The organism is Pseudovibrio sp. Alg231-02 (assembly GCF_900143565.1).
Classification (GTDB): Bacteria; Pseudomonadota; Alphaproteobacteria; order Rhizobiales; family Stappiaceae; genus Pseudovibrio.
Genome location: NZ_FREX01000009.1, coordinates 61,552 through 84,325, shown reverse-complemented (window position 1 = coordinate 84,325; position 22,774 = coordinate 61,552). Strand labels below are relative to the sequence as shown.

The window sequence follows — 22,774 nt, the reverse complement described above, 5'->3', positions numbered from 1 at the left end:
AAACGATACGCAATTTGAGTGCGCCCTAGGGTGGATAGCTGCTTTCAAGTTAAACGCTTTGAGGGTTGATCTATTCCCCTGTGGGTGCCGGTTGGAACGTATCGGATGCTATGAGCACTCGCATAAGCTTAGTATAGATGCCGTAGCGTAAGTTTTACACATCCCGCACGCGTACGAGTTGCACTGAACGCCGGTGAATACTATATTTACTTAAGTATTTCACACAGGGCACTAAATATGGGCAGTTTCAGCGGCTTTATTCGCAAGTCGCCCTCACAAAGACTGATGCGCTTTTTTGAGGCGCGAAGCGTTATCGTTCCTGAAAGTTTTGATTGGACAAGCAGCGGACGCGGTGGCGCATTGGTCCTATCAATCGAAGAGCTACTTGACAGTTTGCCAGACCGGAAACAAGACAATTTGAAAGCTGAGTTGGATCATCTTGCCAGCTTGGCGAATAAGAGCTGTCTGGTGAGTGCGGAACAGGTTTGCGCTGGGCATGGCATCGAGCTGGAAGGCTTTGAAGGGCTTCAAGATATTCTATTGATGCTTGCTGTAGATCACCCCGAGATAATTGACAGAATTGCGGCACAATCGTCTCTGATGCGAAAGACCGGCGGCAAGCAATGGTCCGCGTTTCAATTTGAGGACGATGGAAAACCTTGGACCCTAGACGACGAACGCGCGCGCGAGGTCTTTCTGGCAGATGCAATAAAGATTCTCGATCTGCCAGATCACCGTAAACGTGAAGCTGATTGGTATAAATCCATTCGGATAAACTCAATCACCGGGGAAGAAACGGAAATAATCCAGGCCACAATCTATGTGGAGGAACGACCAGAGAGTGAATTGGCATTTGGTGCATCTGAAACGCTCGAAAGGCAGACGGTCCAAAAAGTTCTGGAAGTTGGGATCGCTTGCGACGCGAAAGAGCGGATCGTCGAAATCTGCGCTAAAGGGGGAAAGCGCATTCGCGACGATTACGCGAATGCCTTTGCCAAAAATTTTGCTCCACAATCAGCCACGCCGATTGAAACTCCGCGCCGCGATGTCATGCTGAACATTCTACGAAGCGCTCCAGACTTCGACGTTGAACCTGCTGACGGGATCGACCGCATTGAAGTTTCATCGCTTAACTTCTTTTCAACTGGAGGAGGCTTCATGCACATGGAAAGGCGTGGAGAAGATGAAACCATCTACCAGTTTTTGGAAAGACGATTTGGCAACACCTCCCCGCTGAAAGCTGCGGGCTGGCAAATCACTGGTGCAACGCTGCGAATTATCCTGGCTGCGACAGAGGGAAAGCGGCGACGTACATTAACGGTCACGCTGCGGACACCTAACACAACAACGCTACCGAACAAGACAGAGCAGGATCGGCAGTTTGCATTTTCTCTTTTGGAACGCTGGGGGCTTCTTGCTCCACGTACGCAAGAGGGTGATGGGCTTGGGGAGAGTTGATTGGTCGCCATTGAGCTACTCAGTGAAGTCATAGCGCTGGGAGCAAAGGCCTCGGCATTCACGTTTAGAGAACGGCCTGGCTTTCCTGAACTGCTACGCCATGGCTACATTCGCGAAATGGGATTTGTGCAGTCCGTGGTGTGCGAGGAATGCGATTGGCCACATGACGCCGAACTCGTGTTTGACACGAATAGATACGGATATTTTTGCCCAACGCTTGGATTCTTAGAGCCTGAACGCGCATCTCTTACAGGTTTGTATACTGATCTGCAGGCCGTTGTTTCAGGCCTAGCAAATGCTTTTGGCTGCAAGCGCTGCAAATCCTCCCCAGTGCACGGTGAAACTTGGCGCATTGGTGCTTTACCATCAGAAGGAGGAGACATTTCACTTTACCTCCACCCTACCTTACTAGACGAAAAAGACGCTATGGCGGTTTTGTCAGCGCTCGCCCGTGAGGTTTCCACGCCATACAGTTTGGTTCTGACGGCAGCAGGCACCTTACCACTCCCAAACACAAAAACGGTCCTGCTTTCTGATGTGATCGGATTGGCACCTGATCAGTCTGGATTTTCCGTACTCTCCGATCCACGCGAGATTGTGGAAGTTCCACGAAAGAACCCAGGCGGGGCACCCAACCGATACAAAGGTATTCTCGAGCCCCTTATCCAGTCGCGAATAGAGGATGGCTCCGCATTGCTGGGGCGCAATGAGGAAGCCCAAGCCATTCAGTCAATCCTTAACAGCCGAGACACGATTGATAAAATGCCTTCACTGCCATCTATCAAGAGCTACGTGACCAAAGCGCGAGCTGGTGAATAACTGAATAAGAACCTTCGGCCTGTTTCTGTCCAAGTTTAATCCGCCATCGTTCGCCCATACCCAAACAAAGGAGTATGGGCAATGACGGAATCAATCGAACTCATCACGCAAGCGGCACAAGTTCTGGCAGTTTCGCCAAATGAAGCTGCGCGCCTATGCAGCATTGGGCGCACCACGCTCTACGCTGCACTATCTTCTGGCGACCTCGTAAGCGTCAAGATCGGCACCCGCCGTCTGATCACAATTGAGGCCTTGCGCACATGGTTGAAGAAGAACCAGCAAACGCCAGGCGCGTGAAGGATGCGACATGCCAAAGCAAGCGCGCCTGAGAGGGATCAAATCCTTCCGCACCTACACCATCAACGAGGCGGCGGGGGTCACCGGCGTCTCACCACGCACCGTTCGCAGTTGGGTGGCCAAAGGTCTGGCGATCATGGACAAGGAGCGTCCGGCGTTGGTACGTGGTGACGACCTATTAGACTTCATCAAGGCCCAGCGTCAGGGTAGGAAAGCTAAAACAGCCTCAGATGAATTTTATTGTGTCCGTTGCAGACAGCCACAACAGGCCGCAGGCAGGATTGCAGATTGCAACATCAAAGGAAGACGGGCCATGCTTACCGCACTCTGCGAAGTCTGCGAAACGGTGCTTTCTAAGCCCATAGCAGAGGCGAGTATTCCCGAAATCGCGCAGACTCTTGACCTTACAATCAAGCGGCATGAGACCGCATTATAGTGGTGGACACTGCTCCCCTTGTTCTTCCACTTCGCGCCTAGGCCGATTGTCAGGTTTTGAGTCACCGATTTAGCGACCCACAGGAGATAGACATGAGCAGGCGGCCTAATGAACAAAATGAGCGGATCAAGCGCCAATTTTTAGACTACCGAAAATTTGCGCGGCAGCTCTCAGAGAAATCACTCGATAAAGAACTGTCTGCATTAGAACGTTTCGACGTCTGGAATGGGCGCAAGGATTTCGCTCGATTCCATATCGAATGGGCCATGGAATTTCGCACTTTTCTAGAGCAGTTCAAAAGCACCACTGGCAAGCCATTGGGCAAGTCTACAACGCGGGCGATTTTAGCAACATTACGCGAGTTTGTACTTTGGTTATCTCAGCAAGATGGCTTTCGCAGTCGGATCAAACCATCAGACGCCGACTACTTTAAGCTCTCCCGCCGTGACGAAGCAGAGGCGCGCGCGGCACCCCCGCGCCCTGCGCCCAGCATCAATCAAGCCAAACACGCCTTGTCCTTGCTTCCAGATAGAACCCCATGCGAACTCCGTGACAAGGCCGTTTTTGCCCTGCTTTGCCTAACAGGTATTCGCGTAGCCGCTCTGATTTCATTAAGGGTCAAACACGTCGATCTGGTGGAACGTTCAATTACACAGAACCCGCGCGAGGTCGCAACCAAGTTCGGCAAGAGCATCGACACCTTTTTCATGAAGAACTTTGAAGAAGCAGAATCTGTTTTAGCCCAATGGATCAGGCACCTTGACCAGGAAATGCTCTTTGGGCCCGATGATCCACTATTCCCGGCCACAGCCATCATCGCACAAGCTAATACGGGCTTCAAAGCTGATGGTTTCAAGCGCCGTCCATGGAGAAGCACAGAGCCCGTCCGCAAAATAGTGAATGACGCGTTCTCCCAAGCAAGTTTGCCAACCTTCGGCCCGCATTCTTTCCGTCATATGTTGGCGCGCCATGCCGCAAACTCATCAACCTCTATCGCCGAGCTAGTAGCAAATTCCCAGAACCTAGGTCATACCTCTGTTTTGACGACCCTGCAAAGCTATGGCCAGATCAGCCGTGAACGGCAACGAGAACTAATTACAGGACGAAAACCTGATGAATGAAATGAAGAGGCCTATTACCCAAATAAAACAGGCAGTGAAGCAACTCTTTCGCGTGGGAACGAATGTGGGAACATAAAATCAAGAATCAAAATAATGCCAATATAATCAATATCTTAAATATCATATGTGGCGGAGAGTGAGGGATTCGAACCCTCGGAACACTTGCGTGCTCAACGGTTTTCGAGACCGCCCCGTTCGACCACTCCGGCAACTCTCCTAATTGATCCTCGTGGTGAGGATTGCGGGACCATATAAAGAAGCTTTCCCTTCGGCAAGCCCTGCGACGGCTATGCCGCAGATAACTCACAGCTCACGTGTCACCTGCTAATAAAAAACGCAGTGAGCGAACCCACTGCGTTGAAATGACTGTCCATTTCTGGAGAGTTATGCGGCTTGAACGTTTTCAAGGAAGGCTTTGATCGAGCGGTTAAACTGATCAGCTTCTTCAGAGATGCTGTCTGCCTGATTGTTGATGTCTTCTGCCGTTTTGGTGGAGTTTTCGATAGTGCTAGCAACTTCCCCCATTTCGGACTCACCAATACGAGACTGATCAGAAGCATCGGTCACAGAACGCGCGATTTCGCCAACAGTTACAGACTGCTGTTCTACAGCTGCTGCCACTGCTGAAGAGCTGGTGGATAGCTTCTCCATCATGCTCGTCACTTTTTCGATGGAGCCAACAGCATCAGTAGACACCTGCTGGATCGCATGGATCTGTTGCGAGATTTCTTCCGTTGCCGTGGTGGTCTGGTTTGCCAGATGTTTCACCTCAGAAGCCACAACCGCAAAGCCTTTGCCCATCTCGCCAGCACGCGCCGCCTCAATGGTGGCGTTGAGAGCAAGAAGGTTGGTCTGGTCTGCGATATCCTTGATCAGGCTAACAACTTTTCCAATACGGGATGCAGTTTCAGCCAGCTCCTGAATTGTCTTGGACGTGTTGATGACAAGCCCACCGACTTCATCGGCAACGTCTTTGGAGTTCACCGCTTCAGACGCGACTTCCTTAATGGAAAGAGACATTTCCTCACTGGCAGATGCCACAGTTGCCACTGATGTTGATGCATGGCTGACCGCATCACCTGCTTTGCCAGCTTTATCAGAGACACTTTCGACAGTGACATTCAAAGCGAAGGAGGCTTCATGCAAAGACTGGATCGCGGAGTTAAAGCCATCGCCTGCGGCCGTTGCTGCTTTTTCAAACTCTCGCACCAGAAGAGCAACTTTCTGCTCACGTTCCTGACGACGCTTGTTATCTTCATCGCGCTCATCGTTCAGCTGATTTCGCTCAATAGCGTTGGCACGGAAAACTTCCAGAATCTTCGCCATTTTCGCGAACTCATCCCGGCCTTTAGTGCCTTCGATATTGATTGAGACGTCCCCTTTTGCCAGAACGCCCATGGCCGTATGCAGGTTCGCCAGCGGGCGAGAGATGCGCCATGCAATGTAACCCGCAATCATCAGACCGATAATGCCCATGGCGCCAGCTTGCAACAAGAAGCGCTGCATGCTTGCCGCTGATGCCTCATTATGAAGTGCAGTTGCTTCCGCTTCACCAGCCGCACCAAAATCGTTGAGTTGTTGCGCAGCCGGGATCATCTCGTCCAGTTGCTCCAGAGCGAAGACCATCTCCTCCTGAATGTCAGCATTCAGAGTTTCAATCTGCTCCAGCGTCTCTGTGTAGGTTGCCCAGAGCTCGCTCACTACCTGAGATGTTTCTTCTGGCATTTTCGCTGTTTGAATGACCATGCCAAACTGCTCGATGCGGCTTTTGAAGGTACTCTTTTCAATTTCATACCCGTCAACGCCAATGGTCCATTCCATGGCCTGAAGATCTTTTAGCAAACCAGCGACACGATGAGTATCTTTGCTGACGTTCAGTTTCCGGCGTGCCTTATTAATTTCGAGCTGCATTGTGGAACTAGCCCCCTGAAGGACTGAAATGAGACCTCCATCTGAGCTGGTTCCACGCTCTAGTGTCGCTTCAACCACTGCGCCAAACGTCTCCGAAAACCCGTAGGCATAGCCTTCCAGGTTATCGTAGAGTTCGTCCTCAATGCCTGAAACATTCAGTTCACGTGTTTCTTCTACCAATACAACAACGCGCTCACGAGCATCTGCTGCAATGTCAGATGCCTCTGCTTTTGGATGAAGCAAAAACTCCCCACCAATTGCGCGCATACGATCTACTGCTGCACTAATCGCCTGAGCGTTTTGCATCAGCTGGTTGTAGGTCTGCGTATTTTTTTGAAACTCAGCATTCTGGCTGTTCATTTGGGAGAGGGAAATCAACGCCCCACCCAGCACAAGTATCGGCAACAACCCAAGAGCTGTAACTCTAGTTACGACGGAGTATATCCAGGCGAACTTTGGAATGCGCATTTTATGCCCCCCGCACGTATGCGGTTTAATTCATTGGATGATAATGATCGCGAGATTGTCACATACATTCCATATTCGGCGCTCATTTCTCCCCTAAGCACTTGTATGGAACATGCACAAATCTCTTTGCGCTATTGTTGGCTGGCGAAGGTTTATCGATCCTTAAAACAATCATAGAATGAACCTTAAAACGCAGCGTAATAGGTATTTGGACGTAACAATTAGATCGTAGGTATAAATCTGACAGCGCAACCATAGCGCGAATCACTCCGATGAAGGAGCGTTCTTTGACAGTTGAGTATTCGTGACATAAATCTCACCTCTCGTATTTCTAATATAATTGGCGAGATTCTGCGTTGACATTCCAGAATGCCTGCGTATATTCCAGCAGCTCATAAATTGCGGGGAAACCCGTGTTTTCGCGCTGTCCGAGGCAAGACATCGAAACCGCCTTCTGGTTTTTTCCAGAGTTTGCGGTCGATCTCCCCGAAACGGGACGTTCCTAGAGCATAAAGGAAACGGTCGACAAAGTTCGCAGTTTGCTGCGACGCCAAAGGGTGCGCTTAGATAAGAAGGACATGCGCATGTTCGCAGTCATCAAAACAGGCGGTAAACAGTACACTGTTGCTGCTGACGATCTTCTGAAGATCGAAAAAGTTTCTGCCGAAGCTGGTGAAACAGTAACTTTTGACGAAGTTCTCATGGTTGGTTCAGATGCTGAAACCACCATTGGTGCACCAACCGTTGAAGGCGCTTCTGTTGTAGCTGAGGTTGTTGAGCAGGGTCGTGATCGTAAGATCATCATCTTCAAAAAACGTCGTCGTCAGAACTCCCGTCGTCGTAATGGTCACCGTCAGGCTTTCACTACTGTGAAAATCACCGACATCCTGACCAGTGGCGCTAAGCCAGCTAAAAAAGCCGCTGCTCCTAAGAAAGCTGCCGCTGCACCAGCTGCTGAAGGCTCCGACGATCTGAAAAAATTGCAGGGTCTTGGCCCAGCAATTGAGAAAAAGCTGAATGCTGCAGGTATCTCTACCTACGCACAGATCGCAGCTCTTTCTGCTGAAGACATCGCCCGCGTTGAAGAAGAAACTGGCACTAAAGGCCGCTTCGAACGTGATAACTGGGTTGCACAGGCTAAGGAACTCGCAGCGAAGTAATTCGCGCAAGTTTCTGTCCTAGAGATTAAACGAGGAGTACTTCGTTATGGCTCATAAAAAAGCTGGCGGTTCATCCCGCAACGGTCGCGACTCAGCTGGTCGTCGCCTTGGTATCAAGAAGTTCGGTGGCGAAGCCGTGATTCCTGGCAACATCATTGCACGTCAGCGTGGCACGAAGTGGCACCCAGGCGCAGGTGTTGGCATTGGTAAAGATCACACCATCTTTGCGACCGTCGAAGGCAAAGTTGCATTCGAAGAAAAACGCAATGGCCGAACATTTATTAATGTGATGCCGGTGGCACTCGCCGCCGAGTAACGCTGACGTGATAATCCAAATCGTCGGCGTCTCATCAGACCCCGACGGATTTGGAAAAATCCGGTTCAGATCGAAAGATCAGAAAAAGGGGAGATGGGACGCCATCTTCCCTTTTTCTTTGTCCAGTGGGATGGGCAGTAGACCGGAGTTAAAACCATGGTAGTTGAATACGAAGAAATCCCAGAAGAAAGCAGTTGCGTTGCGGCCGGGTCGCCGCAGGACACCGCGCGTCTTGTCATCGACCGAGCGCGCAAGGATGATTTGGCTGACATCCTGTTTTTAGCCAACAACCGTCGGATCGCTGAGAAACTGACGAACATGCCGCATCCCTTCACGTATGAAGACGCTAAAGCGCTCGTGAAACGGTGTGATGTGCAGTTGCCATCTCAGGCGACGTTCGCGATCCGCATGAAGAACACTGGCCGTATTATTGGCGCTATCGGTTTCAACCCGCTTGCCGAAGACTTTGGTGCTGTGCACCTGGGTTATTGGGTGGGCGAGCCATTCTGGAACCAGGGATATGCGACAGAAGCTGTTCAGTCTGTTATCGAATTCGCGTTTGCTAACGGCGTTAAGGAGCTCTCCGCTTCTTGTCGCGTGAGCAATCCTGCCTCGCACCGCGTGCTGACCAAGTGCGGCTTTAAGCAGGACGGAACGACAAAGCTGCATTCTCTCGGCGCTATGGCCGTGGTGGATGCCACACGCTTTACACTGACCCGCAGCCAATGGATCGCGAATACGCGATGGGGCTCTGCTGGTTAAGTGATGCCAGATCAGCGGGTTGCAGTGACAGCAACCTGCTTCCGGCAGCGTGATTGTTGTTTGGCTGTAACGGCTTACCCTCAACCACACAAAACCAGCAGGCTTTAACCTGATCCTGATGCAGTCGCTCTGTCTGCAATCCGGGTCATCGAGGCCTTGCTGCGTTTTACCCTCACTTACCTACTCCAACGAACGATTAGAGAAATATGAGTTTGATTTACAAGGCCTTTTACAATGCTCACCACAACTATAGATACCCAAAGGCTGCAACTGCGCCCATTCCAATCTGACGATCTCCCTCGTTTTTGGGAGATCGGACCTTCTAACTATGAAATAGCACGCTGGCTCACCGGGTTAACGTGGCCTCCAACCATGATGGAAGCCGAAGCCTTTATAGAACAGGCGTGCCTTGCAAATGCTAAAACGGACTCATTTCCGTTTGCCATCGACTGTAACGGACAGCTTATAGGCGGCGTTGAAGTCCAAAAACCCGGTGATCTCAAAGAGTTCCCGGAACTGCCAACCATTGGCTATTGGCTTTCCGAAGCCGCACATGGCCAAGGGTATATCACTGAAGCATGTGTTGCTGCGCTGCATTGGGGCTTTGCGCGCGCTGCATGTGACACCTTCGCCGCTCGTGTGTTTGCGACGAACTATTCCTCTCAGAAGGTATTGAAAAAGCTAGGCTTTGAGCCTGCTGGTGTTTGCCTTCGGCACTCTAAACCTTTGCAACAAGACGTTGAGAATATCATCATGCATTTGCCGCGGGATCGGTTTGAGGCGTTGCATGGTGATGCGCATGTGATGATGGGAGCAGCGCTATGACCACCTTTCCTCGTTTCAGAACGACCAGCTTGACACTGCGAGAATGGCGAGAAACGGATGCACCTCGCGCGCTAAAACTCTTTCAAAATCAGAATATTACACGCATGCTAACCTCCAAGCCACATCCCTTTACAAAGGCAAATGCCGAAGCCTTTTTGCATAAGGCTATGCCTCACAATCTAAATGAGGTTTTGAATTGGGCAGTCGAGCTTAAAGGAGAAGTGGTTGGTGGTATTGGTGCCGGGCCGCTTGATAAAACACCAGACATGGGTTGGTGGCTTGCTGAAGAACATTGGCAAAAAGGCATTATGTTTGAGGCCGCTAGCGAAGCTTTGCGCTACCTTCTTCTTGAACGCGAACTCCCCAAAATCATTGCGGATGCATTCAGCGATAACAAGGGATCGCAAGCGCTGATGCGTAAGCTTGGTTTTGTTCATACCGGGCAAGGAATGGGGAGCAGTCTAGCTCGTCTGGCTGGCACTTATCCTACAGAAGAGTTCGCCATATCCCCGCTTGATTTCATCGCAGCACAACAGCTCAGAGTGCAGGAGGCAGCACAATGACCACTTTTCCTCGTTTGAGAACAGCCAGTCTGACACTTCGGGAATGGAAAGAGACGGATGCGCCTCGCATTCTGGAACTGCTGCAAAATCAAAATGTTACGCGAATGCTGGCGAGTGCTCCGTATCCTTATACCAAAGCGGATGCTGAGGTCTTTCTGCAAAGGTTTATGCCCAGAGACCTTGGTCATGGAGTGAACTGGGCCGTTGAGCTGCAGGGGGAAGTGGTTGGTGGCGTTGGTGCTGGCCACCTTTCCAGAAAACCTGAACTCGCCTTTTGGCTTGCAGAAGAACATTGGAAAAAAGGCATTATGTATGAGGCAGTTAGTGAGGTTCTCCGTTACTTGCTGCTGGAACGTGAGCTGCCTTCCATCTTTGCCGATGCCTTTAGCGACAATGCGGGATCTCAGGCACTAATCCGAAAACTTGGGTTTGTTCATACCGGACAGAATGAGGGACGAAGTCGAGCACGCCTCGCGGGCAATTATCCGACAGAAGAGTTCCTCATATCCCCGCTTGATTTTATCAGTGCACAGCAGTCCAGAGCGCAGGAGGCAGCGCAATGATTTTTCCGGAATTACAAACCAACCGTTTGATTTTAAGAGCACTTCAGCCGGATGATTATCCTCGGCTGCGGTTCCTGTTTTCTGATTTTGATGTGGCGCGGATGACTGCCAGCTTTCCGCATCCGATCACTAATGAGTGGGCGCATGAGTTTATCACTCGTAGTCATTCTAATGATCTGAATTCGGATGTGGTTTGGGCGATTGATAATGGTACCGGCTTCATCGGGTCCATTGGTGCACACCGGATCGGCAAATCTGCTTCTTTGGGCTACGCGCTTGGAAAATACTACTGGCGGCGGGGTTATATGAGTGAAGCCGTGCAAGCCGTTGTAAACTATCTACAAAATGAACGTTGCGTTGAGAACGTTGATGCGTGCGTTTTTTTGGAGAATCCTGCGTCATTCCGCGTTCTTATGAAGAACGGCTTCGTTCCAACCTCCGTCTGCACGCATTCCTGCGCTTCCAGAGAGTCCGACGAAATTGAGACCCAAAATTTCGAACTCAAGCTGGCACAGCACGCAGAGCAACCACAGCTTGCCGTGGCGGGGATAAGATAGGATGGCTTTTCCAGAGCTGAAAACAGACCGTCTTCGATTGCGCATGATTGAAGACGGTGATCTGGATCGCCTTGTCCAGCTGGCGAACTCTTACGCGATTGCGAGCATGCTCTCTGGCATGCCGCATCCGTTTACAGAAGAGACTGGCAGGTTCTACATACATCGCGGCAAAACCAATGATCCTGACAGTGTTGTGTTATGGGCCATTGACGATGGGACTGGCCTTGTCGGTTGCATCTGGGCAAAGTTTGAGGATGGTACAGGCTGGACCGGTTATTGGATGGGTGAGCCTTATTGGGGGCGTGGTTACATGAGCGAAGCGCTGCGCACAGTTCTGCGTTTCGGATTTGAACAGCGCTTTGTTACGAACTTTGAGGCCGGTGTGTTTGCCGACAATCCTGCCTCCTCTCATTTGTTGGATAAGATGGGCTTCAGCAAAGTGGGCGAAGAAACTATCCCCTCTAAAGGGCGCGGTGATATCATGGTTCCACATCTCCGGCTTGCATTGCCTAAAGCCGATTTTATGGACTTAGCAGAAGCGGAAGGTTGAGCGCGATGACAACCCAAAGCACCTTCCCGGCTCTACGCAGCGAGCGACTAGTCTTGCGGGAGATGCGGTCTGAGGATTTGGAGAGGCTTACTGAGTATCTAAGTGATTATGACGTAGCGAGGATGCTCTGTAGCCCACCGCATCCATTCTCCCTTGAGGACGGGCAGCAGTACTTGGCACAAACAATGGGCGGCGATCTGACAGAGGAGATCCATTGGGCAATTGAGCATGAAGGGCAGTTCTGCGGTTACTTCAAAGCAAACTACCTGACCACTCATGCTGGCATCGGATATTGGCTTGGCAAACCTCATTGGGGCAAAGGGCTGATGAGTGAGGCGCTGCATTTAGCCCTGACTTATCTGTTCCAAAAACGAGGCCTCGAAACACTGCAAACTGGCGCGTTTCGTTGCAATCCAGCTTCTTTGCGTGTGTTGCAGAAAGTTGGTTTCGTTACCAAAGGGCTACGCACCAATACCAGCAATGCGAGGGGCGGTGAGGAGCTGGAAGAGGAGTTTTTGAAAGTTTCCATTGACCAGTTCCGGACGGCAAGTGACGAACATTCGCCTTTTAAAGATAAAGAATTGCTGTGATGAAACAACGAAACAGCACTTACACAACCTTCCCCGTTCTACGCAGCGAGCGCCTAGTCTTGCGCGAGATGCGGCCTGAGGATTTGGAGAGGCTTTGTGCATACCTAGGGGATTTTGAAGTCTCCAAGTCGCTGAGCAGTCAACCGCATCCGTTTTTGGAAGTGGATGGGCGGGATTATATTGAGCAGGCGCTTGCCAACAACACAGCTGAGAGTGTGACCTGGGCAATTGAGCTTGATGAGCAGTTTTGTGGTGGTTTTAAAGCGAAGGAATTGCATGGAGCTGCGAGCGTTGGCTACTGGCTTGGGCGTGAGCATTGGGGCAAAGGACTGATGAGTGAGGCTTTGCGTGTTGTTCTTGATTATCTGTTTGAAGCGCGGTCGCTGCATGTGGTGCGGACCGGAGTGTTCAAGGAGAACCCGGCCTCCATGCAGGTGCTGACCAAGATGGGTTTCAAGATTACTGGTGAGGCCAAGCACGTCTGCCGCGCGCGGGGAAATGTGGAGCTCGATGAGATCCAACTTCAAATAGCCCGAAATGACTTTCTTCGGCTGACTAATTCAGACAAAAAATCGTGAGTAATGATAATGTTTCCTGAACTCAAAACAAACCGCCTGACACTCCGCCAGTTTCAGCAGGGTGATCTGGAGCCAATCTGTGAGTACATCAGCAACTTTGAAGTCAGCAAGATGCTGACTGTCGTGCCCTACCCTTACACAAAAGCGGATGGGGAATGGTGGTTGAACCACATCAAGGAGACACCGCTAAGCGAAGAGACGAACTGGGTTATTGAATCCGAACATGGGTTCTCAGGCGTCATTGGAATACGCATCCCAGAAGATAGCTTCCCGCGCATTGGTTATTGGCTGGGGCAACCGTTCTGGGGCAAAGGCTATATGAGCGAGGCAACTGAGGCGGTGGTCAATTACTGTTTTGAGGAATTAGGTTCTACCAAAGTGACTTCCGGGGCATTTGAAGAAAATGACGGGTCCCTGAATGTGCTGGCGAAGAACGGCTTCCAGACAATCGGCTCGGAGCCAGAAAAAAGTCGCGCTCGCGGAGAAGAAGAAGTCACTCTCATCAACGTGGAGCTCACCCGTCCTTTATGGGAAGCCATGCGGGCGGTGACGGTTTAAGGATGATTAGCTAGCAAAGGTGTTGTTAAAATGGAATTTCCTGAGCTTAAAACAAAGCGTCTAACTTTGCGGGTACTTCGAGAAAATGACCTGACGCCGATTTGTGACTACCTCAATAACTTTGAGGTTACGCGGATGCTGTCTGTGGTGCCTTATCCCTACACTAAAGCCGATGGTGAGTGGTGGTTGAGTAATTGCGCAAATACTCCGCTGACACAGGAGGTCAACTGGGCCATCGAGTTCGAGCACCGTTTTATAGGAGTTATCAGCATCCACATCTCAGAGGAAGGTGTGCCTTTGATTGGTTATTGGTTGGCCAAACCATTCTGGGGCAAGGGCTTTATGAGTGAAGCGACGGCAGAGGTTATTCAATACTGCTTTGAAGTCCTTGGTTCAGAGCGGATCACTTGTGGGGCCTTCGACGAAAATCATGGCTCTCTACGCGTACAAGAAAAGAATGGTTTTCAGCGCACCGGTTTGCGACCAGATAAGTGTCGTGCACGTGGAAATGAAGCAGTGACCTTAATTGAGACGGAGCTCACCCGGCATTTATGGGAAGCCATGCGGGCGGTGACGGTTTGAAGGTAAATTGCTTGTCGCGTGCCGATGGGTGCGCGCGACAAGTTTTGGGATCAGTCGAATAGCAGCGGTATCATGATGTGCAAGGTGCTGTGCATGAAGATGAGAAAGCCCGGACCGACCAGAAAAAACAGGCCCCCCATTATGATGCCGGGAACGAGAATGCGTGTGGCGATCAGGTTCCACAATAAGATGCTATCCAGTTCTCCAAGCTCATGAAGGAAGACAAAAGCTAGTGCTGCGATGAGGATTGCAGTGCCAGCAGACCAGAACACACGATATCTGTACTCAACGCCTGCCAGCAGTTTGAACATTCCGAAGAAGACCAGCGCACTCAGTAACATGCGGAAGACGAGCTCTTCGCCGTAACCAGCCACCATGCCAAAAAGATAGCCTGGACGTGAGCTTTCTTCTGCCGGGACAAAGTCAGGCAGCTCACTCCCAAAAAACGCCCAGATAATGCATGTGATGATGATTGCTGTGCTTACACCGCTCACGATCTGCAAACCGGGCGTGTGCTTTATCAAGCCTGCCCAGCCGAGTTTGTTAAAGCAAAACCAGCCCAAAAGCAGCGAGGTGAAAATGATGAGCCAGGTAGAGACGTAAATCGGCACGATCTTGATGAACGGATCTGCCCAGAAAATCTGACTTGTGTTCTGTTCGGTGAAAACCAAAAGACCAATGCAATAGAGAACAAAGACCTGAGCCCAGACGATTGTTGCCATGAGCTGGTTGCGAAAGGTGGTGGGGAAGTAGTTGTGTTGGGAAGAGGATGTCATTGTATTTCCTCCGCCTTCTCGGAGACATTGTTGAGAAGGTGAAATGGAGAGGAGGGCAACATCTCAAACGATTTCACTTGAGAGGCTGCCCTACACATCAATTCTGGCTCAGAGTTTCTGGCCGTTGTTGATGATGGTGGTCGATGCCGGGACTGCATTTACGACGGTTTGAAGCGCCATGCAGGCTTTCTCACTCGCCTCCACCAAAGAGGCAATCAGAGATGGGTCTTCTTGCGATTCGATGATGATGACTGTCTCGACGCCTTTTGAAACACCAAGCATGTCCGAGCCTTCTTCAGCGGTCATTCCCGGAATTCTGGACTGGAACTTCATTTTCTGCTCCAGCTTGATGGAGGAGATGTTCAGCTTCCGGGACTGAGCCAACCCATGCACATGCGTGAGCAGGCAGAAACCGATACCCGCGGCCAGGTAAGACAATGGTGCGGGAGCTGTATCCGTGCCGCCAATGGATGAGCCTTCGTCGCAGAGAACTTCAAAAGCGCCAAAGCCAGGGACGTTGGGCTGGACCACGCCGGTCTTGACCAAGCCGTCGCCTGTGAGCTCTGCGAGGAAGTCGACCTCAAGCTCCATGCCGTCTTTCGACTTTTTGATTTTGTTTAAGCTGATGTGCTGGGGCGTTGGCATGGCCGCTGCCCGGGTCACGATGGGATGTGTCACAGTGTTATTATCAAGCATCTCTACCTCCGTAAGTGTACGATACTGTACCGTACACTTAGCAGATAAAAATCACTTTCGTCAAGCATGACTGTTTTCGGCTGGTCGGCGCTGGATGAGATCAGGTGCCATATGCTTTCATGAAATCATGCACACATTGGCGAACATGATCCGAGATTTCCTGTAGAGTCGGTGCGGATTGAACGCCCAGCAGAAGAGCGAGGTGAGTGTCCTCGCGCAACATACCCATGAAGATGGCCGCTGCGTTTTCAGGGTGTTCGATAGCGACGATGCCCAGACTGCTCGCCAGTTGGAGCTGCTGTGCAATGCTGGAGGTTGCCCGTTTGGGGCCAAGCTGGAAGAATGATTTGGTAATATGAGGAGCGCGACTGCCCTCACCTATCAACATGCGCCAAAGGCCCAGAGTTCTGTCATCATAGATGAGGGTCAGAACGGCCTTGCCAAAGACAAAAAGAATCTCTTCAAGCTCCTGACGGGAGCCACCATCTTCGTTTGAGTCGAGAGGTTTAATGGAGAGGACAGGCCCTTCAGACAGGTTGCTGACAATCTCTGCCAACATTGCTTCTTTGTTTTTGAAGTGTCTGTAGACTGTGGTTTTGGAGGCGCGGGCGCGTCTGACGATCTCATCCATCGAGGTGTTGGCATAGCCAAGTTCGATGATCGCGTCAGCTGCAATTTCTAAAAGCTCATTTTTCCGCTTTTCGCCGCGCGATACCTTTTTCTCTGATTCCATGCAGGTTTTCCGTCTCTCACGTGGGTACGATACCGTATCTTACACTAAGCTCTAGTGAGTTTGGTGAGGAGAAACAAGATTGCAAGGGAATGGAATGTGGAGGCGTTCAGCTGACATCACGGCGAAGCATGATGTTGAGAGCCGGATTTGGGGAGGGTCGTATTCTGTAGAGGGGCGTTTTGGCTGAATGGACGCCTGATGGCTATCTCATTGTTGGTTTATTGATGTCTGGGCCAAATTCCAGACAAAAAAAAGAGCGCATTGCTGCGCTCTTTTTCACTGAACAGCTCGAATTATACGGTTTCGAGGTTTACAGCGCTCTGACGGCCATCACGACCAGCTTCCAGTTCGTAAGTTACGTCCTGGCCATCAGCCAGAGTAGACAGACCGGAGCGCTCTACTGCAGAGATGTGAACAAATACGTCTTTGCTTCCATCTTCAGGTGCAATAAAACCGAAACCTTTAGTGCTGTTGAACCATTTCACGGTGCCTTTAGCCATCGTGATATCTCCTAGTTAGTGTGCCGCTGCGACATGCAGATGGCTTTGGTTGCGTCAGGGCGAAATCGAGTGCACTGACGCCTAAAAAGGAGACAGGGTGTCGATAGTCTTAACGTAGAGACGGCATTCCACATATTGACTGATAAGTAAAGATCCAGCTTTCCATTTGATGCCTGTAGAACCAATTTTTTTAAATTCTCTGTGTTTTTACTGAGTCAAATCCTAACTTATTCCCTGATGTTTTCACAAAACCAATAAAAGTTGAGGGAAAACCCGATGTTAGGTCACCTTGTGGTTGCATTGCAGGTTTTGCCGATATTCGCGCAAATATTCCTCACTATGTGAAAAAAATTCCATGAACATGCTCTAAGCGCTTGCAATAGGGAGTGGTCCGAGATAGTGACCGCCCCCAAGCTTTTAAGTTCCTCTCGGATTTTGAAACCTCCAAGATGCTGTTGTCTGCTTACTTTGTTCCCCTGTGAATAAAGATGCAGGTGTCGATCACCTTTGATTCTCCGATCTGTGTGTGTTTATCGGACAATTGAAGATGGGTCCTGCTCTTCTGATCTGGCTGGCGCGACTGTTTATGCGTTCCGCGACTTTCAGCAGATGGCAGGATAGGGTCTTTGAGCAAGGTTGCGGCAACAGCCTTTCGCTCCCTCGTCCCGTTGTGATTGTACCCAGCACTCGTGGCAGAGTTTTACTTTAGATCTCAGGAACCAAAAGCAAGGGTTGGATAGCACCGGCGCGTTGCGAGCATATGGTTCGACGGGTTTGACGCTATCTTCGTGTACTTAAGAGAAAGAGCGCCAGCGACAATAAGCCAAGCGCTCCAAGAAGAATAAGAAGAGATTGTCATGTTCCCGGAGTTACAATCCGAGCGCTTGATCCTACGCGATTTTCGCGAGGGTGATTTTGATATTCATAATGCGTCTTTGAACGATTTCGATGTGAGCAAGATGCTGACTGTCGTTCCGCATCCTTATACAAAGGATGATGGTGACTGGTGGTTTGACCATTGCCGCACGACACCTCACTGCGAAGAGATCAACTGGGTGATCGACAATGGCGAAGGCCTTGTCGGAGTCATCGGCATCCGCAATGTCTCGACAACACCGCACCTCGGTTACTGGCTGGCTAAATCCCAATGGGGTAAAGGTTATGCCAGTGAAGCGACCAACCTGGTTTGCGATTACGTGTTCAACCGGCTGAATGCGGCTGCGATGAACACTGGCCTGTTCACCATCAATCCGAAGTCTCTGAATGTGCTTCAGAAGAACGGGTTTGAGGTGACTGGCGAGACTAAAGAGAAGAACCGCGCACGTGGTGATCTTGAAATGGATTACACTACAGTTACGCTGACCCGGGACAGATGGACATCGATGCAGGCGATCGCCGCCTGACGGTCCAGTCTCTAAAGCAACTTGTCTTTAGGGATTTGTTCTTGCGCATCTGAATTTTGAAAGGCTTGCGAATTGATGTTCGTGAGCCTTTTGGCTGTTCAGGGCAGTAAACCATAAATCAGGTTGCTTATTCTTTTCCGGAAAGCGCTAGACACTTTTCGGGAACACGCTTAAGCAATAAAATTAGCCAGATTTGCCGTTCCGCCCTTGGCGGGAGCGCAATAGGGCTTTATGACGTCCTCCAAAGAACGTCACAGGTGGACGAAAGAGAATAAAATGAAATTCCTCGATCAGGCAAAGATCTTTGTAAAGTCTGGTGATGGTGGCGCGGGCAGCGTCAGCTTCCGCCGTGAGAAATATGTTGCCGAAGGTGGACCCGACGGCGGTGATGGTGGCCGTGGTGGTGATGTATGGGTTGAGTGCGTTGATGGCCTCAACACACTGATCGACTATCGCTACGCGCAGCACTACAAAGCAAAAATTGGCATGCATGGCATGGGCCGCAACAGAACCGGCGCCAAGGGCGACGATGTTGTGCTTCGTGTTCCTGTAGGCACTCAGATTCTTGAAGAAGACAACGAGACCGTTCAGGCGGACATGACCGAGATTGGTCAGCGCTTGTTGCTTCTGAAAGGTGGTAATGGCGGTTTCGGTAACGCGCACTTCAAATCCTCAACCAACCAGGCACCGCGCCATGCGAACCCTGGTCTTGAAGGCGAAGAAAAGTGGATCTGGCTGCGCCTGAAGCTGATTGCGGATGCTGGCCTTGTGGGTCTGCCAAACGCTGGCAAATCCACCTTCCTCTCCGCTGTATCAGCAGCACGCCCAAAGATTGCGGATTATCCGTTCACCACGCTGCACCCGAACCTGGGTGTGTGTGAACTCGACAATCGCGGCTTTGTGCTCGCTGACATTCCGGGCCTCATTCGTGGTGCACACGAAGGTCATGGTCTTGGCGACCGTTTCCTTGGCCACGTGGAGCGTACGCGCGTTCTGTTGCATCTGGTGGATGGCTCTGGCGAAGAAGACCCGGCAGATTCTTACCGCACCATTCGCGGTGAGCTGGAAGCTTATGGCCATGGTTTGGATGAGAAGGCTGAGATTGTTTGTCTTTCCAAAGCAGATGCACTGACAGAAGAGCTGCGCGAAGAGCGCTTTAAGTCTCTTGAAGAAGCCTGCGGTCAGAAGCCTTTGATCATTTCGTCTGCCAGTGGTGAAAACATCGACACTGCTCAGCGCATGATCATTCGTGCAATTGACAAGGATAAGCAAGACGAGGCCAATGCCATTCCTTCTGATGGAATTGAGGAGTGGCGCCCGTAATGGCTCGAAGTCTGAGCGACTATAAGCGCATCACCGTCAAAATCGGCTCTGCCCTTCTGGTAGAAAAAGGCCGGTTGAAGCGTGAGTGGCTGGAATCGCTGGCAGATGACCTTCAGGCTCTTTCCGAAGCTGGGAAAGAAGTGCTGGTGGTCTCTTCCGGTTCCATTGCTCTTGGTCGTGGTGTGCTTGGTCTGCCAGCTGGTCCGCTCAAACTGGAGCAGGCGCAAGCCGCCGCTTCTGTGGGCCAGATTGCACTTGCTCAGGCGTATTCTGAAATTCTCGGTGCGCGTGGTTTAACGGCTGGCCAGATTCTGCTGACGCTCGGCGACACGGAAGAGCGCCGCCGTTACCTGAATGCACGCGAGACGATTGGCACATTGCTGAAGATGGGCGCTGTGCCGATCATCAACGAGAATGACAGTGTGGCTACCTCCGAGATCCGCTATGGCGATAACGACCGTCTGGGCGCCCGTGTGGCGACTATGGCGAGTGCGGATCTTCTTGTGCTGCTGTCTGATGTGGACGGGCTTTACACCGCCGCTCCGCAGACAGATCCTGATGCCATTTTCCTGCCTGAGGTTCCTCAGGTGACGCAGGAGATTGAGGCCATGGCCGGTGCGCCGGGAACGGCCTTCTCCTCCGGTGGCATGAAGACCAAGATTGATGCGGCCAAGATTGCGCAGAGCGCTGGTACGTCCATGATCATTGCCAGTGGCAAGACCATGAACCCGCTTAACGCAATTGAAAATGGTGCACGGGCAACATGGTTCCCTGCTCCATCCTCACCCGCCCGCGCCCGCAAAACGTGGATCAGCGGTCACCTGAAGCCGCATGGCACCATTCAGCTGGATGCAGGTGCGCTAAAAGCTGTGAAGGCGGGCAAGAGCCTGCTGCCAGCAGGGGTGACCAAAGTGGATGGCACATTCACACGTGGTGATGCTGTGCGTATTATAGATGCGGACGGGCACGATGTGGGTCGCGGTCTTGTGGCCTATGATTACGGTGAGGCCTCTCTCATCATCGGGCGCAACAGCAAAGAAATTGAAGCCATTGTTGGCTATCCGGGACGGGCAGAGATGGTCCATACGGACGACCTTGTGCTCTCTACATCTGATTTGGACAATTCATAGAAACTGTTTAGGTTGACCAAGTTCAACCAGTGATGACTTAAGGGTTTTGCAGATGCTGAATACTTCTGAAGTGGCAAATGCGGACAACACCGATGTTCGCGACCTGATGGCAACTCTTGGCAAAAAGGCACGCGCTGCTGCACGTACTCTTGCCATTGCCCCCACAAGCCAGAAGAACAAAGGCCTGGAAGCGATGGCAGCTGCCGTTCGCTCTGCAACCCCTGAGATCCTCAAAGCGAATGCGATTGATCTGGAAAGCATGCAGGCCAATGGTCAGCTGGCATCCTTTGTTGATCGCGGCACATTGAACGAAGAGCGCATTGAAGCCATTGCCTGCGCGCTGGAAGACATTGCCAAGCTGGACGACCCTGTCGGTTCTACGATTGCGGACTGGAAACGCCCGAACGGTCTGGACATCTCGCGCGTCCGCACGCCTCTTGGTGTAATTGGCGTAATCTACGAGAGCCGTCCGAACGTGACTGCGGATGCAGGAGCACTGTGCCTGAAGGCTGGTAATGCTGTTGTACTGCGCGGCGGATCAGACACCATCAACTCCAACCTTGCTATCTATAAAGCTTTGCAGGCTGGCCTTGCAGACGCCGGACTGCCGGTAGATGCCATACAGATTGTGCCGGTGAAAGACCGTGCTGCTGTTGGTGAAATGCTGAAAGGCCTGGATGGTAATCTTGATGTGATCATTCCGCGTGGTGGCAAGAGCCTTGTTGCACGCGTTCAGGATGAGGCACGTGTGCCTGTGTTTGCGCATCTGGAGGGTCTGGTTCATATCTTCATCGACAAAAAGGCCGATCTGGATAAGGCGATTGAAATCACCATCAACTCCAAGATGCGCCGGACGGGCATTTGTGGTGCAGCCGAGACACTGCTGGTTGATGAAGCTGTGGCAGCAACCATTTTGCCGCCAATTCTTGCTGCTCTTCAACAAAAAGGCTGCCAGATACGCGGTGATGAAGACGTCATGATGCTTTGCCCAACCGCTTCTGAGGCGACTGACGATGACTGGTCGACTGAATATCTGGATGCGATCATTTCTGTGAAGATTGTTGGCGGTCTGGAAGATGCGATTGAGCATATCGGGATCTACGGTTCCAATCACACGGACTGTATCATCACAGAAGACCAGATTGCGGCCCGCAAATTCCTTGCAGAAGTGGACTCGGCTATCGTTCTTCACAATGCATCCACACAGTTTGCTGATGGTGGTGAGTTTGGCATGGGCGCCGAAATTGGCATCGCAACTGGCCGCATGCATGCACGCGGACCTGTTGGTGTGGAACAGCTGACCAGCTTCAAATACGTGGTTCGCGGGAACGGCCAAACGCGTCCATGACGAACCCCGACCCCACAATGGGCGATAGCCACGGCAAGCTTGGGATTGTGCAACCAGACTGGATGCGCCTTCCCTATGCTGCACCGGGCAATCGCATTGGTTTGTTTGGCGGGTCGTTTAATCCCCCACATCCCGGCCATCTTATGGTGGCGGAGACGGCGTTGCGGCGCTTGAACCTGCATCAAATCTGGTGGCTGGTCACGCCCGGAAACCCGCTGAAGTCTCACCGAAACCTCGCACCCCTGGAAGAACGTGTTGCCGCCGCGCAGGCTTTGGCACGACATCCACGCATGAAGGTGACGGCCTATGAGAAGGTGCTTGGCACCTCTTACACGGCAAGTACGGTGGAGCAATTAAAGCTGCGCAGACCGCATCTGAATTTTGTCTGGGTTATGGGTGCAGACAATCTCTCCAATTTTCACCATTGGCAAAACTGGCAGAGCATTATAGAAGGGGTGCCTGTGGCAATTGTTGACCGGCCCAAAGCGACCCTTTCGTCTCTTTCCGCTCAAGTTTGCCAAAGGTATGCCTTTGCTCAATTAAAAGAAAAAAGTGCAGACCAACTGCCTGAGTGCAAAGCCCCGTGCTGGACCATTTTACGTGGTCCGCTGGATGAAACCTCTTCCACCCTCCTGAGGAATAGAGGACACACCCCAGGGTAACTTTACGCTTTTTACGGCAAGTAGTGTCTTGAAAATGCCATAGGGACCTGAGTATTCTTCTTGACGGAAGGCTTGAGTTTGTGCATTTC

At 51.4% G+C, this 22,774-nt stretch carries 27 protein-coding genes and 1 tRNA gene; 22 read left to right on the top strand and 6 right to left on the bottom strand.

Annotated features, from left to right (window positions below):
• Window positions 1-237 precede the first annotated feature (237 nt).
• The 5 genes from DHN43_RS20975 (at window position 238) to DHN43_RS20955 (ending at window position 4,131) form a co-directional block, all read left to right on the top strand.
• The gene (locus DHN43_RS20975; RefSeq protein ID WP_108819913.1) at window positions 238-1,458 is read left to right on the top strand and encodes a hypothetical protein; all 1,221 of its coding nucleotides are present in this window, start codon (window positions 238-240) and stop codon (window positions 1,456-1,458) included.
• Window positions 1,459-2,277 (top strand): hypothetical protein, encoded by an 819-nt coding sequence (locus DHN43_RS20970; protein ID WP_108819912.1) that lies wholly within the window; start codon window positions 1,459-1,461, stop codon window positions 2,275-2,277.
• Window positions 2,278-2,358: 81 nt separating this feature from the next.
• Window positions 2,359-2,574, top strand: coding sequence for a helix-turn-helix domain-containing protein (locus DHN43_RS20965; RefSeq protein WP_108819911.1), 216 nt, complete (start codon window positions 2,359-2,361; stop codon window positions 2,572-2,574).
• Window positions 2,575-2,584: 10 nt separating this feature from the next.
• Window positions 2,585-3,010 (top strand): helix-turn-helix domain-containing protein, encoded by a 426-nt coding sequence (locus DHN43_RS20960; RefSeq protein ID WP_108819910.1) that lies wholly within the window; start codon window positions 2,585-2,587, stop codon window positions 3,008-3,010.
• A gap of 92 nt (window positions 3,011-3,102) precedes the next feature.
• The gene (locus DHN43_RS20955; protein WP_108819909.1) at window positions 3,103-4,131 is read left to right on the top strand and encodes a tyrosine-type recombinase/integrase; all 1,029 of its coding nucleotides are present in this window, start codon (window positions 3,103-3,105) and stop codon (window positions 4,129-4,131) included.
• 127 nt (window positions 4,132-4,258) lie between these two features.
• On the opposite strand, the gene DHN43_RS20950 is transcribed toward DHN43_RS20955, so the two are convergent.
• Both DHN43_RS20950 and DHN43_RS20945 read right to left on the bottom strand, forming a co-directional pair.
• Window positions 4,259-4,348: transfer RNA gene (locus tag DHN43_RS20950), tRNA-Ser, on the bottom strand.
• A gap of 167 nt (window positions 4,349-4,515) precedes the next feature.
• The gene (locus DHN43_RS20945) at window positions 4,516-6,510 is read right to left on the bottom strand and encodes a methyl-accepting chemotaxis protein (RefSeq protein WP_208981647.1); all 1,995 of its coding nucleotides are present in this window, start codon (window positions 6,508-6,510) and stop codon (window positions 4,516-4,518) included.
• A gap of 584 nt (window positions 6,511-7,094) precedes the next feature.
• On the opposite strand from DHN43_RS20945, the gene rplU reads away from it, so the two are divergent.
• From rplU to DHN43_RS20885, 12 genes are all read left to right on the top strand, one after another.
• Window positions 7,095-7,670 carry a 50S ribosomal protein L21 gene (gene rplU, locus DHN43_RS20940; RefSeq protein ID WP_057461735.1) on the top strand — a complete coding sequence of 192 codons (576 nt, stop codon included), beginning with the start codon at window positions 7,095-7,097 and terminating at the stop codon, window positions 7,668-7,670.
• Window positions 7,671-7,716: 46 nt separating this feature from the next.
• Entirely contained in the window at window positions 7,717-7,986 is a 270-nt protein-coding gene (gene rpmA, locus DHN43_RS20935) for a 50S ribosomal protein L27 (RefSeq protein WP_057461576.1), read from the top strand.
• Between the two features lie 156 nt (window positions 7,987-8,142).
• Entirely contained in the window at window positions 8,143-8,748 is a 606-nt protein-coding gene (locus DHN43_RS20930) for a GNAT family N-acetyltransferase (protein ID WP_057461575.1), read from the top strand.
• Window positions 8,749-8,982: 234 nt separating this feature from the next.
• Complete coding sequence (locus tag DHN43_RS20925; protein ID WP_108819908.1) at window positions 8,983-9,573, top strand: GNAT family N-acetyltransferase; 591 nt, start codon at window positions 8,983-8,985, stop codon at window positions 9,571-9,573.
• Window positions 9,570-10,136 carry a GNAT family N-acetyltransferase gene (locus tag DHN43_RS20920; protein ID WP_108819907.1) on the top strand — a complete coding sequence of 189 codons (567 nt, stop codon included), beginning with the start codon at window positions 9,570-9,572 and terminating at the stop codon, window positions 10,134-10,136. Before DHN43_RS20925 ends, DHN43_RS20920 begins: the two co-directional genes overlap by 4 nt.
• The gene (locus tag DHN43_RS20915; protein ID WP_108819906.1) at window positions 10,133-10,699 is read left to right on the top strand and encodes a GNAT family N-acetyltransferase; all 567 of its coding nucleotides are present in this window, start codon (window positions 10,133-10,135) and stop codon (window positions 10,697-10,699) included. Before DHN43_RS20920 ends, DHN43_RS20915 begins: the two co-directional genes overlap by 4 nt.
• Window positions 10,696-11,256: a GNAT family N-acetyltransferase gene (locus DHN43_RS20910; protein ID WP_108819905.1), complete on the top strand. Its 561-nt coding sequence runs from the start codon at window positions 10,696-10,698 to the stop codon at window positions 11,254-11,256. The genes DHN43_RS20915 and DHN43_RS20910 overlap by 4 nt, the downstream gene beginning before the upstream one ends.
• A gap of 1 nt (window position 11,257) precedes the next feature.
• On the top strand, window positions 11,258-11,806 hold the full coding sequence (locus tag DHN43_RS20905; protein WP_108819904.1) for a GNAT family N-acetyltransferase: 549 nt from the start codon (window positions 11,258-11,260) through the stop codon (window positions 11,804-11,806).
• 5 nt (window positions 11,807-11,811) lie between these two features.
• Window positions 11,812-12,396 carry a GNAT family N-acetyltransferase gene (locus tag DHN43_RS20900; protein WP_108819903.1) on the top strand — a complete coding sequence of 195 codons (585 nt, stop codon included), beginning with the start codon at window positions 11,812-11,814 and terminating at the stop codon, window positions 12,394-12,396.
• The gene (locus tag DHN43_RS20895) at window positions 12,396-12,974 is read left to right on the top strand and encodes a GNAT family N-acetyltransferase (RefSeq protein WP_108819902.1); all 579 of its coding nucleotides are present in this window, start codon (window positions 12,396-12,398) and stop codon (window positions 12,972-12,974) included. The genes DHN43_RS20900 and DHN43_RS20895 overlap by 1 nt, the downstream gene beginning before the upstream one ends.
• A gap of 9 nt (window positions 12,975-12,983) precedes the next feature.
• Window positions 12,984-13,532, top strand: a complete 549-nt coding sequence (locus DHN43_RS20890; RefSeq protein WP_108819901.1) for a GNAT family N-acetyltransferase — start codon at window positions 12,984-12,986, stop codon at window positions 13,530-13,532.
• Between the two features lie 30 nt (window positions 13,533-13,562).
• Complete coding sequence (locus tag DHN43_RS20885) at window positions 13,563-14,114, top strand: GNAT family N-acetyltransferase (protein ID WP_108819900.1); 552 nt, start codon at window positions 13,563-13,565, stop codon at window positions 14,112-14,114.
• Between the two features lie 50 nt (window positions 14,115-14,164).
• Here the strand turns inward: DHN43_RS20885 and DHN43_RS20880 are convergent, their stop codons facing one another.
• The 4 genes from DHN43_RS20880 to DHN43_RS20865 form a co-directional block, all read right to left on the bottom strand.
• A complete protein-coding gene (locus DHN43_RS20880) occupies window positions 14,165-14,890 on the bottom strand; it encodes a hypothetical protein (RefSeq protein WP_108819899.1) in 726 nt (241 codons plus the stop codon).
• Window positions 14,891-14,998: 108 nt separating this feature from the next.
• Window positions 14,999-15,586 carry an OsmC family protein gene (locus tag DHN43_RS20875; protein WP_063286536.1) on the bottom strand — a complete coding sequence of 196 codons (588 nt, stop codon included), beginning with the start codon at window positions 15,584-15,586 and terminating at the stop codon, window positions 14,999-15,001.
• 100 nt (window positions 15,587-15,686) lie between these two features.
• Entirely contained in the window at window positions 15,687-16,319 is a 633-nt protein-coding gene (locus DHN43_RS20870) for a TetR/AcrR family transcriptional regulator (RefSeq protein WP_108819898.1), read from the bottom strand.
• Between the two features lie 293 nt (window positions 16,320-16,612).
• Entirely contained in the window at window positions 16,613-16,819 is a 207-nt protein-coding gene (locus DHN43_RS20865; RefSeq protein ID WP_057461563.1) for a cold-shock protein, read from the bottom strand.
• 857 nt (window positions 16,820-17,676) lie between these two features.
• On the opposite strand from DHN43_RS20865, the gene DHN43_RS20860 reads away from it, so the two are divergent.
• From DHN43_RS20860 to DHN43_RS20840, 5 genes are all read left to right on the top strand, one after another.
• Window positions 17,677-18,222: a GNAT family N-acetyltransferase gene (locus DHN43_RS20860; protein WP_063286535.1), complete on the top strand. Its 546-nt coding sequence runs from the start codon at window positions 17,677-17,679 to the stop codon at window positions 18,220-18,222.
• 276 nt (window positions 18,223-18,498) lie between these two features.
• Window positions 18,499-19,545, top strand: coding sequence for a GTPase ObgE (gene obgE / locus DHN43_RS20855; protein ID WP_057461561.1), 1,047 nt, complete (start codon window positions 18,499-18,501; stop codon window positions 19,543-19,545).
• Window positions 19,545-20,675, top strand: coding sequence for a glutamate 5-kinase (proB, locus tag DHN43_RS20850; protein ID WP_063286534.1), 1,131 nt, complete (start codon window positions 19,545-19,547; stop codon window positions 20,673-20,675). Before obgE ends, proB begins: the two co-directional genes overlap by 1 nt.
• A 52-nt stretch (window positions 20,676-20,727) precedes the next feature.
• A complete protein-coding gene (locus DHN43_RS20845; protein WP_108819897.1) occupies window positions 20,728-22,023 on the top strand; it encodes a glutamate-5-semialdehyde dehydrogenase in 1,296 nt (431 codons plus the stop codon).
• Entirely contained in the window at window positions 22,020-22,685 is a 666-nt protein-coding gene (locus DHN43_RS20840) for a nicotinate-nucleotide adenylyltransferase (protein WP_082826887.1), read from the top strand. The genes DHN43_RS20845 and DHN43_RS20840 overlap by 4 nt, the downstream gene beginning before the upstream one ends.
• The last annotated feature ends 89 nt before the right edge of the window (window positions 22,686-22,774 follow it).

What these genes read in the sequence shown, in the direction of transcription:
- DHN43_RS20975 (WP_108819913.1), top strand. Translation starts at nt 238, where the DNA reads ATGGGCAGTTTCAGCGGCTTTATTCGCAAGTCGCCCTCACAAAGACTG.
- DHN43_RS20965 (WP_108819911.1), top strand. Translation starts at nt 2,359, where the DNA reads ATGACGGAATCAATCGAACTCATCACGCAAGCGGCACAAGTTCTGGCA.
- DHN43_RS20960 (WP_108819910.1), top strand. Translation starts at nt 2,585, where the DNA reads ATGCCAAAGCAAGCGCGCCTGAGAGGGATCAAATCCTTCCGCACCTAC.
- DHN43_RS20955 (WP_108819909.1), top strand. Translation starts at nt 3,103, where the DNA reads ATGAGCAGGCGGCCTAATGAACAAAATGAGCGGATCAAGCGCCAATTT.
- DHN43_RS20945 (WP_208981647.1), bottom strand. Translation starts at nt 6,510, where the DNA reads ATGCGCATTCCAAAGTTCGCCTGGATATACTCCGTCGTAACTAGAGTT.
- rplU (WP_057461735.1), top strand. Translation starts at nt 7,095, where the DNA reads ATGTTCGCAGTCATCAAAACAGGCGGTAAACAGTACACTGTTGCTGCT.
- rpmA (WP_057461576.1), top strand. Translation starts at nt 7,717, where the DNA reads ATGGCTCATAAAAAAGCTGGCGGTTCATCCCGCAACGGTCGCGACTCA.
- DHN43_RS20930 (WP_057461575.1), top strand. Translation starts at nt 8,143, where the DNA reads ATGGTAGTTGAATACGAAGAAATCCCAGAAGAAAGCAGTTGCGTTGCG.
- DHN43_RS20925 (WP_108819908.1), top strand. Translation starts at nt 8,983, where the DNA reads ATGCTCACCACAACTATAGATACCCAAAGGCTGCAACTGCGCCCATTC.
- DHN43_RS20920 (WP_108819907.1), top strand. Translation starts at nt 9,570, where the DNA reads ATGACCACCTTTCCTCGTTTCAGAACGACCAGCTTGACACTGCGAGAA.
- DHN43_RS20915 (WP_108819906.1), top strand. Translation starts at nt 10,133, where the DNA reads ATGACCACTTTTCCTCGTTTGAGAACAGCCAGTCTGACACTTCGGGAA.
- DHN43_RS20910 (WP_108819905.1), top strand. Translation starts at nt 10,696, where the DNA reads ATGATTTTTCCGGAATTACAAACCAACCGTTTGATTTTAAGAGCACTT.
- DHN43_RS20905 (WP_108819904.1), top strand. Translation starts at nt 11,258, where the DNA reads ATGGCTTTTCCAGAGCTGAAAACAGACCGTCTTCGATTGCGCATGATT.
- DHN43_RS20900 (WP_108819903.1), top strand. Translation starts at nt 11,812, where the DNA reads ATGACAACCCAAAGCACCTTCCCGGCTCTACGCAGCGAGCGACTAGTC.
- DHN43_RS20895 (WP_108819902.1), top strand. Translation starts at nt 12,396, where the DNA reads ATGAAACAACGAAACAGCACTTACACAACCTTCCCCGTTCTACGCAGC.
- DHN43_RS20890 (WP_108819901.1), top strand. Translation starts at nt 12,984, where the DNA reads ATGTTTCCTGAACTCAAAACAAACCGCCTGACACTCCGCCAGTTTCAG.
- DHN43_RS20885 (WP_108819900.1), top strand. Translation starts at nt 13,563, where the DNA reads ATGGAATTTCCTGAGCTTAAAACAAAGCGTCTAACTTTGCGGGTACTT.
- DHN43_RS20880 (WP_108819899.1), bottom strand. Translation starts at nt 14,890, where the DNA reads ATGACATCCTCTTCCCAACACAACTACTTCCCCACCACCTTTCGCAAC.
- DHN43_RS20875 (WP_063286536.1), bottom strand. Translation starts at nt 15,586, where the DNA reads ATGCTTGATAATAACACTGTGACACATCCCATCGTGACCCGGGCAGCG.
- DHN43_RS20870 (WP_108819898.1), bottom strand. Translation starts at nt 16,319, where the DNA reads ATGGAATCAGAGAAAAAGGTATCGCGCGGCGAAAAGCGGAAAAATGAG.
- DHN43_RS20865 (WP_057461563.1), bottom strand. Translation starts at nt 16,819, where the DNA reads ATGGCTAAAGGCACCGTGAAATGGTTCAACAGCACTAAAGGTTTCGGT.
- DHN43_RS20860 (WP_063286535.1), top strand. Translation starts at nt 17,677, where the DNA reads ATGTTCCCGGAGTTACAATCCGAGCGCTTGATCCTACGCGATTTTCGC.
- obgE (WP_057461561.1), top strand. Translation starts at nt 18,499, where the DNA reads ATGAAATTCCTCGATCAGGCAAAGATCTTTGTAAAGTCTGGTGATGGT.
- proB (WP_063286534.1), top strand. Translation starts at nt 19,545, where the DNA reads ATGGCTCGAAGTCTGAGCGACTATAAGCGCATCACCGTCAAAATCGGC.
- DHN43_RS20845 (WP_108819897.1), top strand. Translation starts at nt 20,728, where the DNA reads ATGCTGAATACTTCTGAAGTGGCAAATGCGGACAACACCGATGTTCGC.
- DHN43_RS20840 (WP_082826887.1), top strand. Translation starts at nt 22,020, where the DNA reads ATGACGAACCCCGACCCCACAATGGGCGATAGCCACGGCAAGCTTGGG.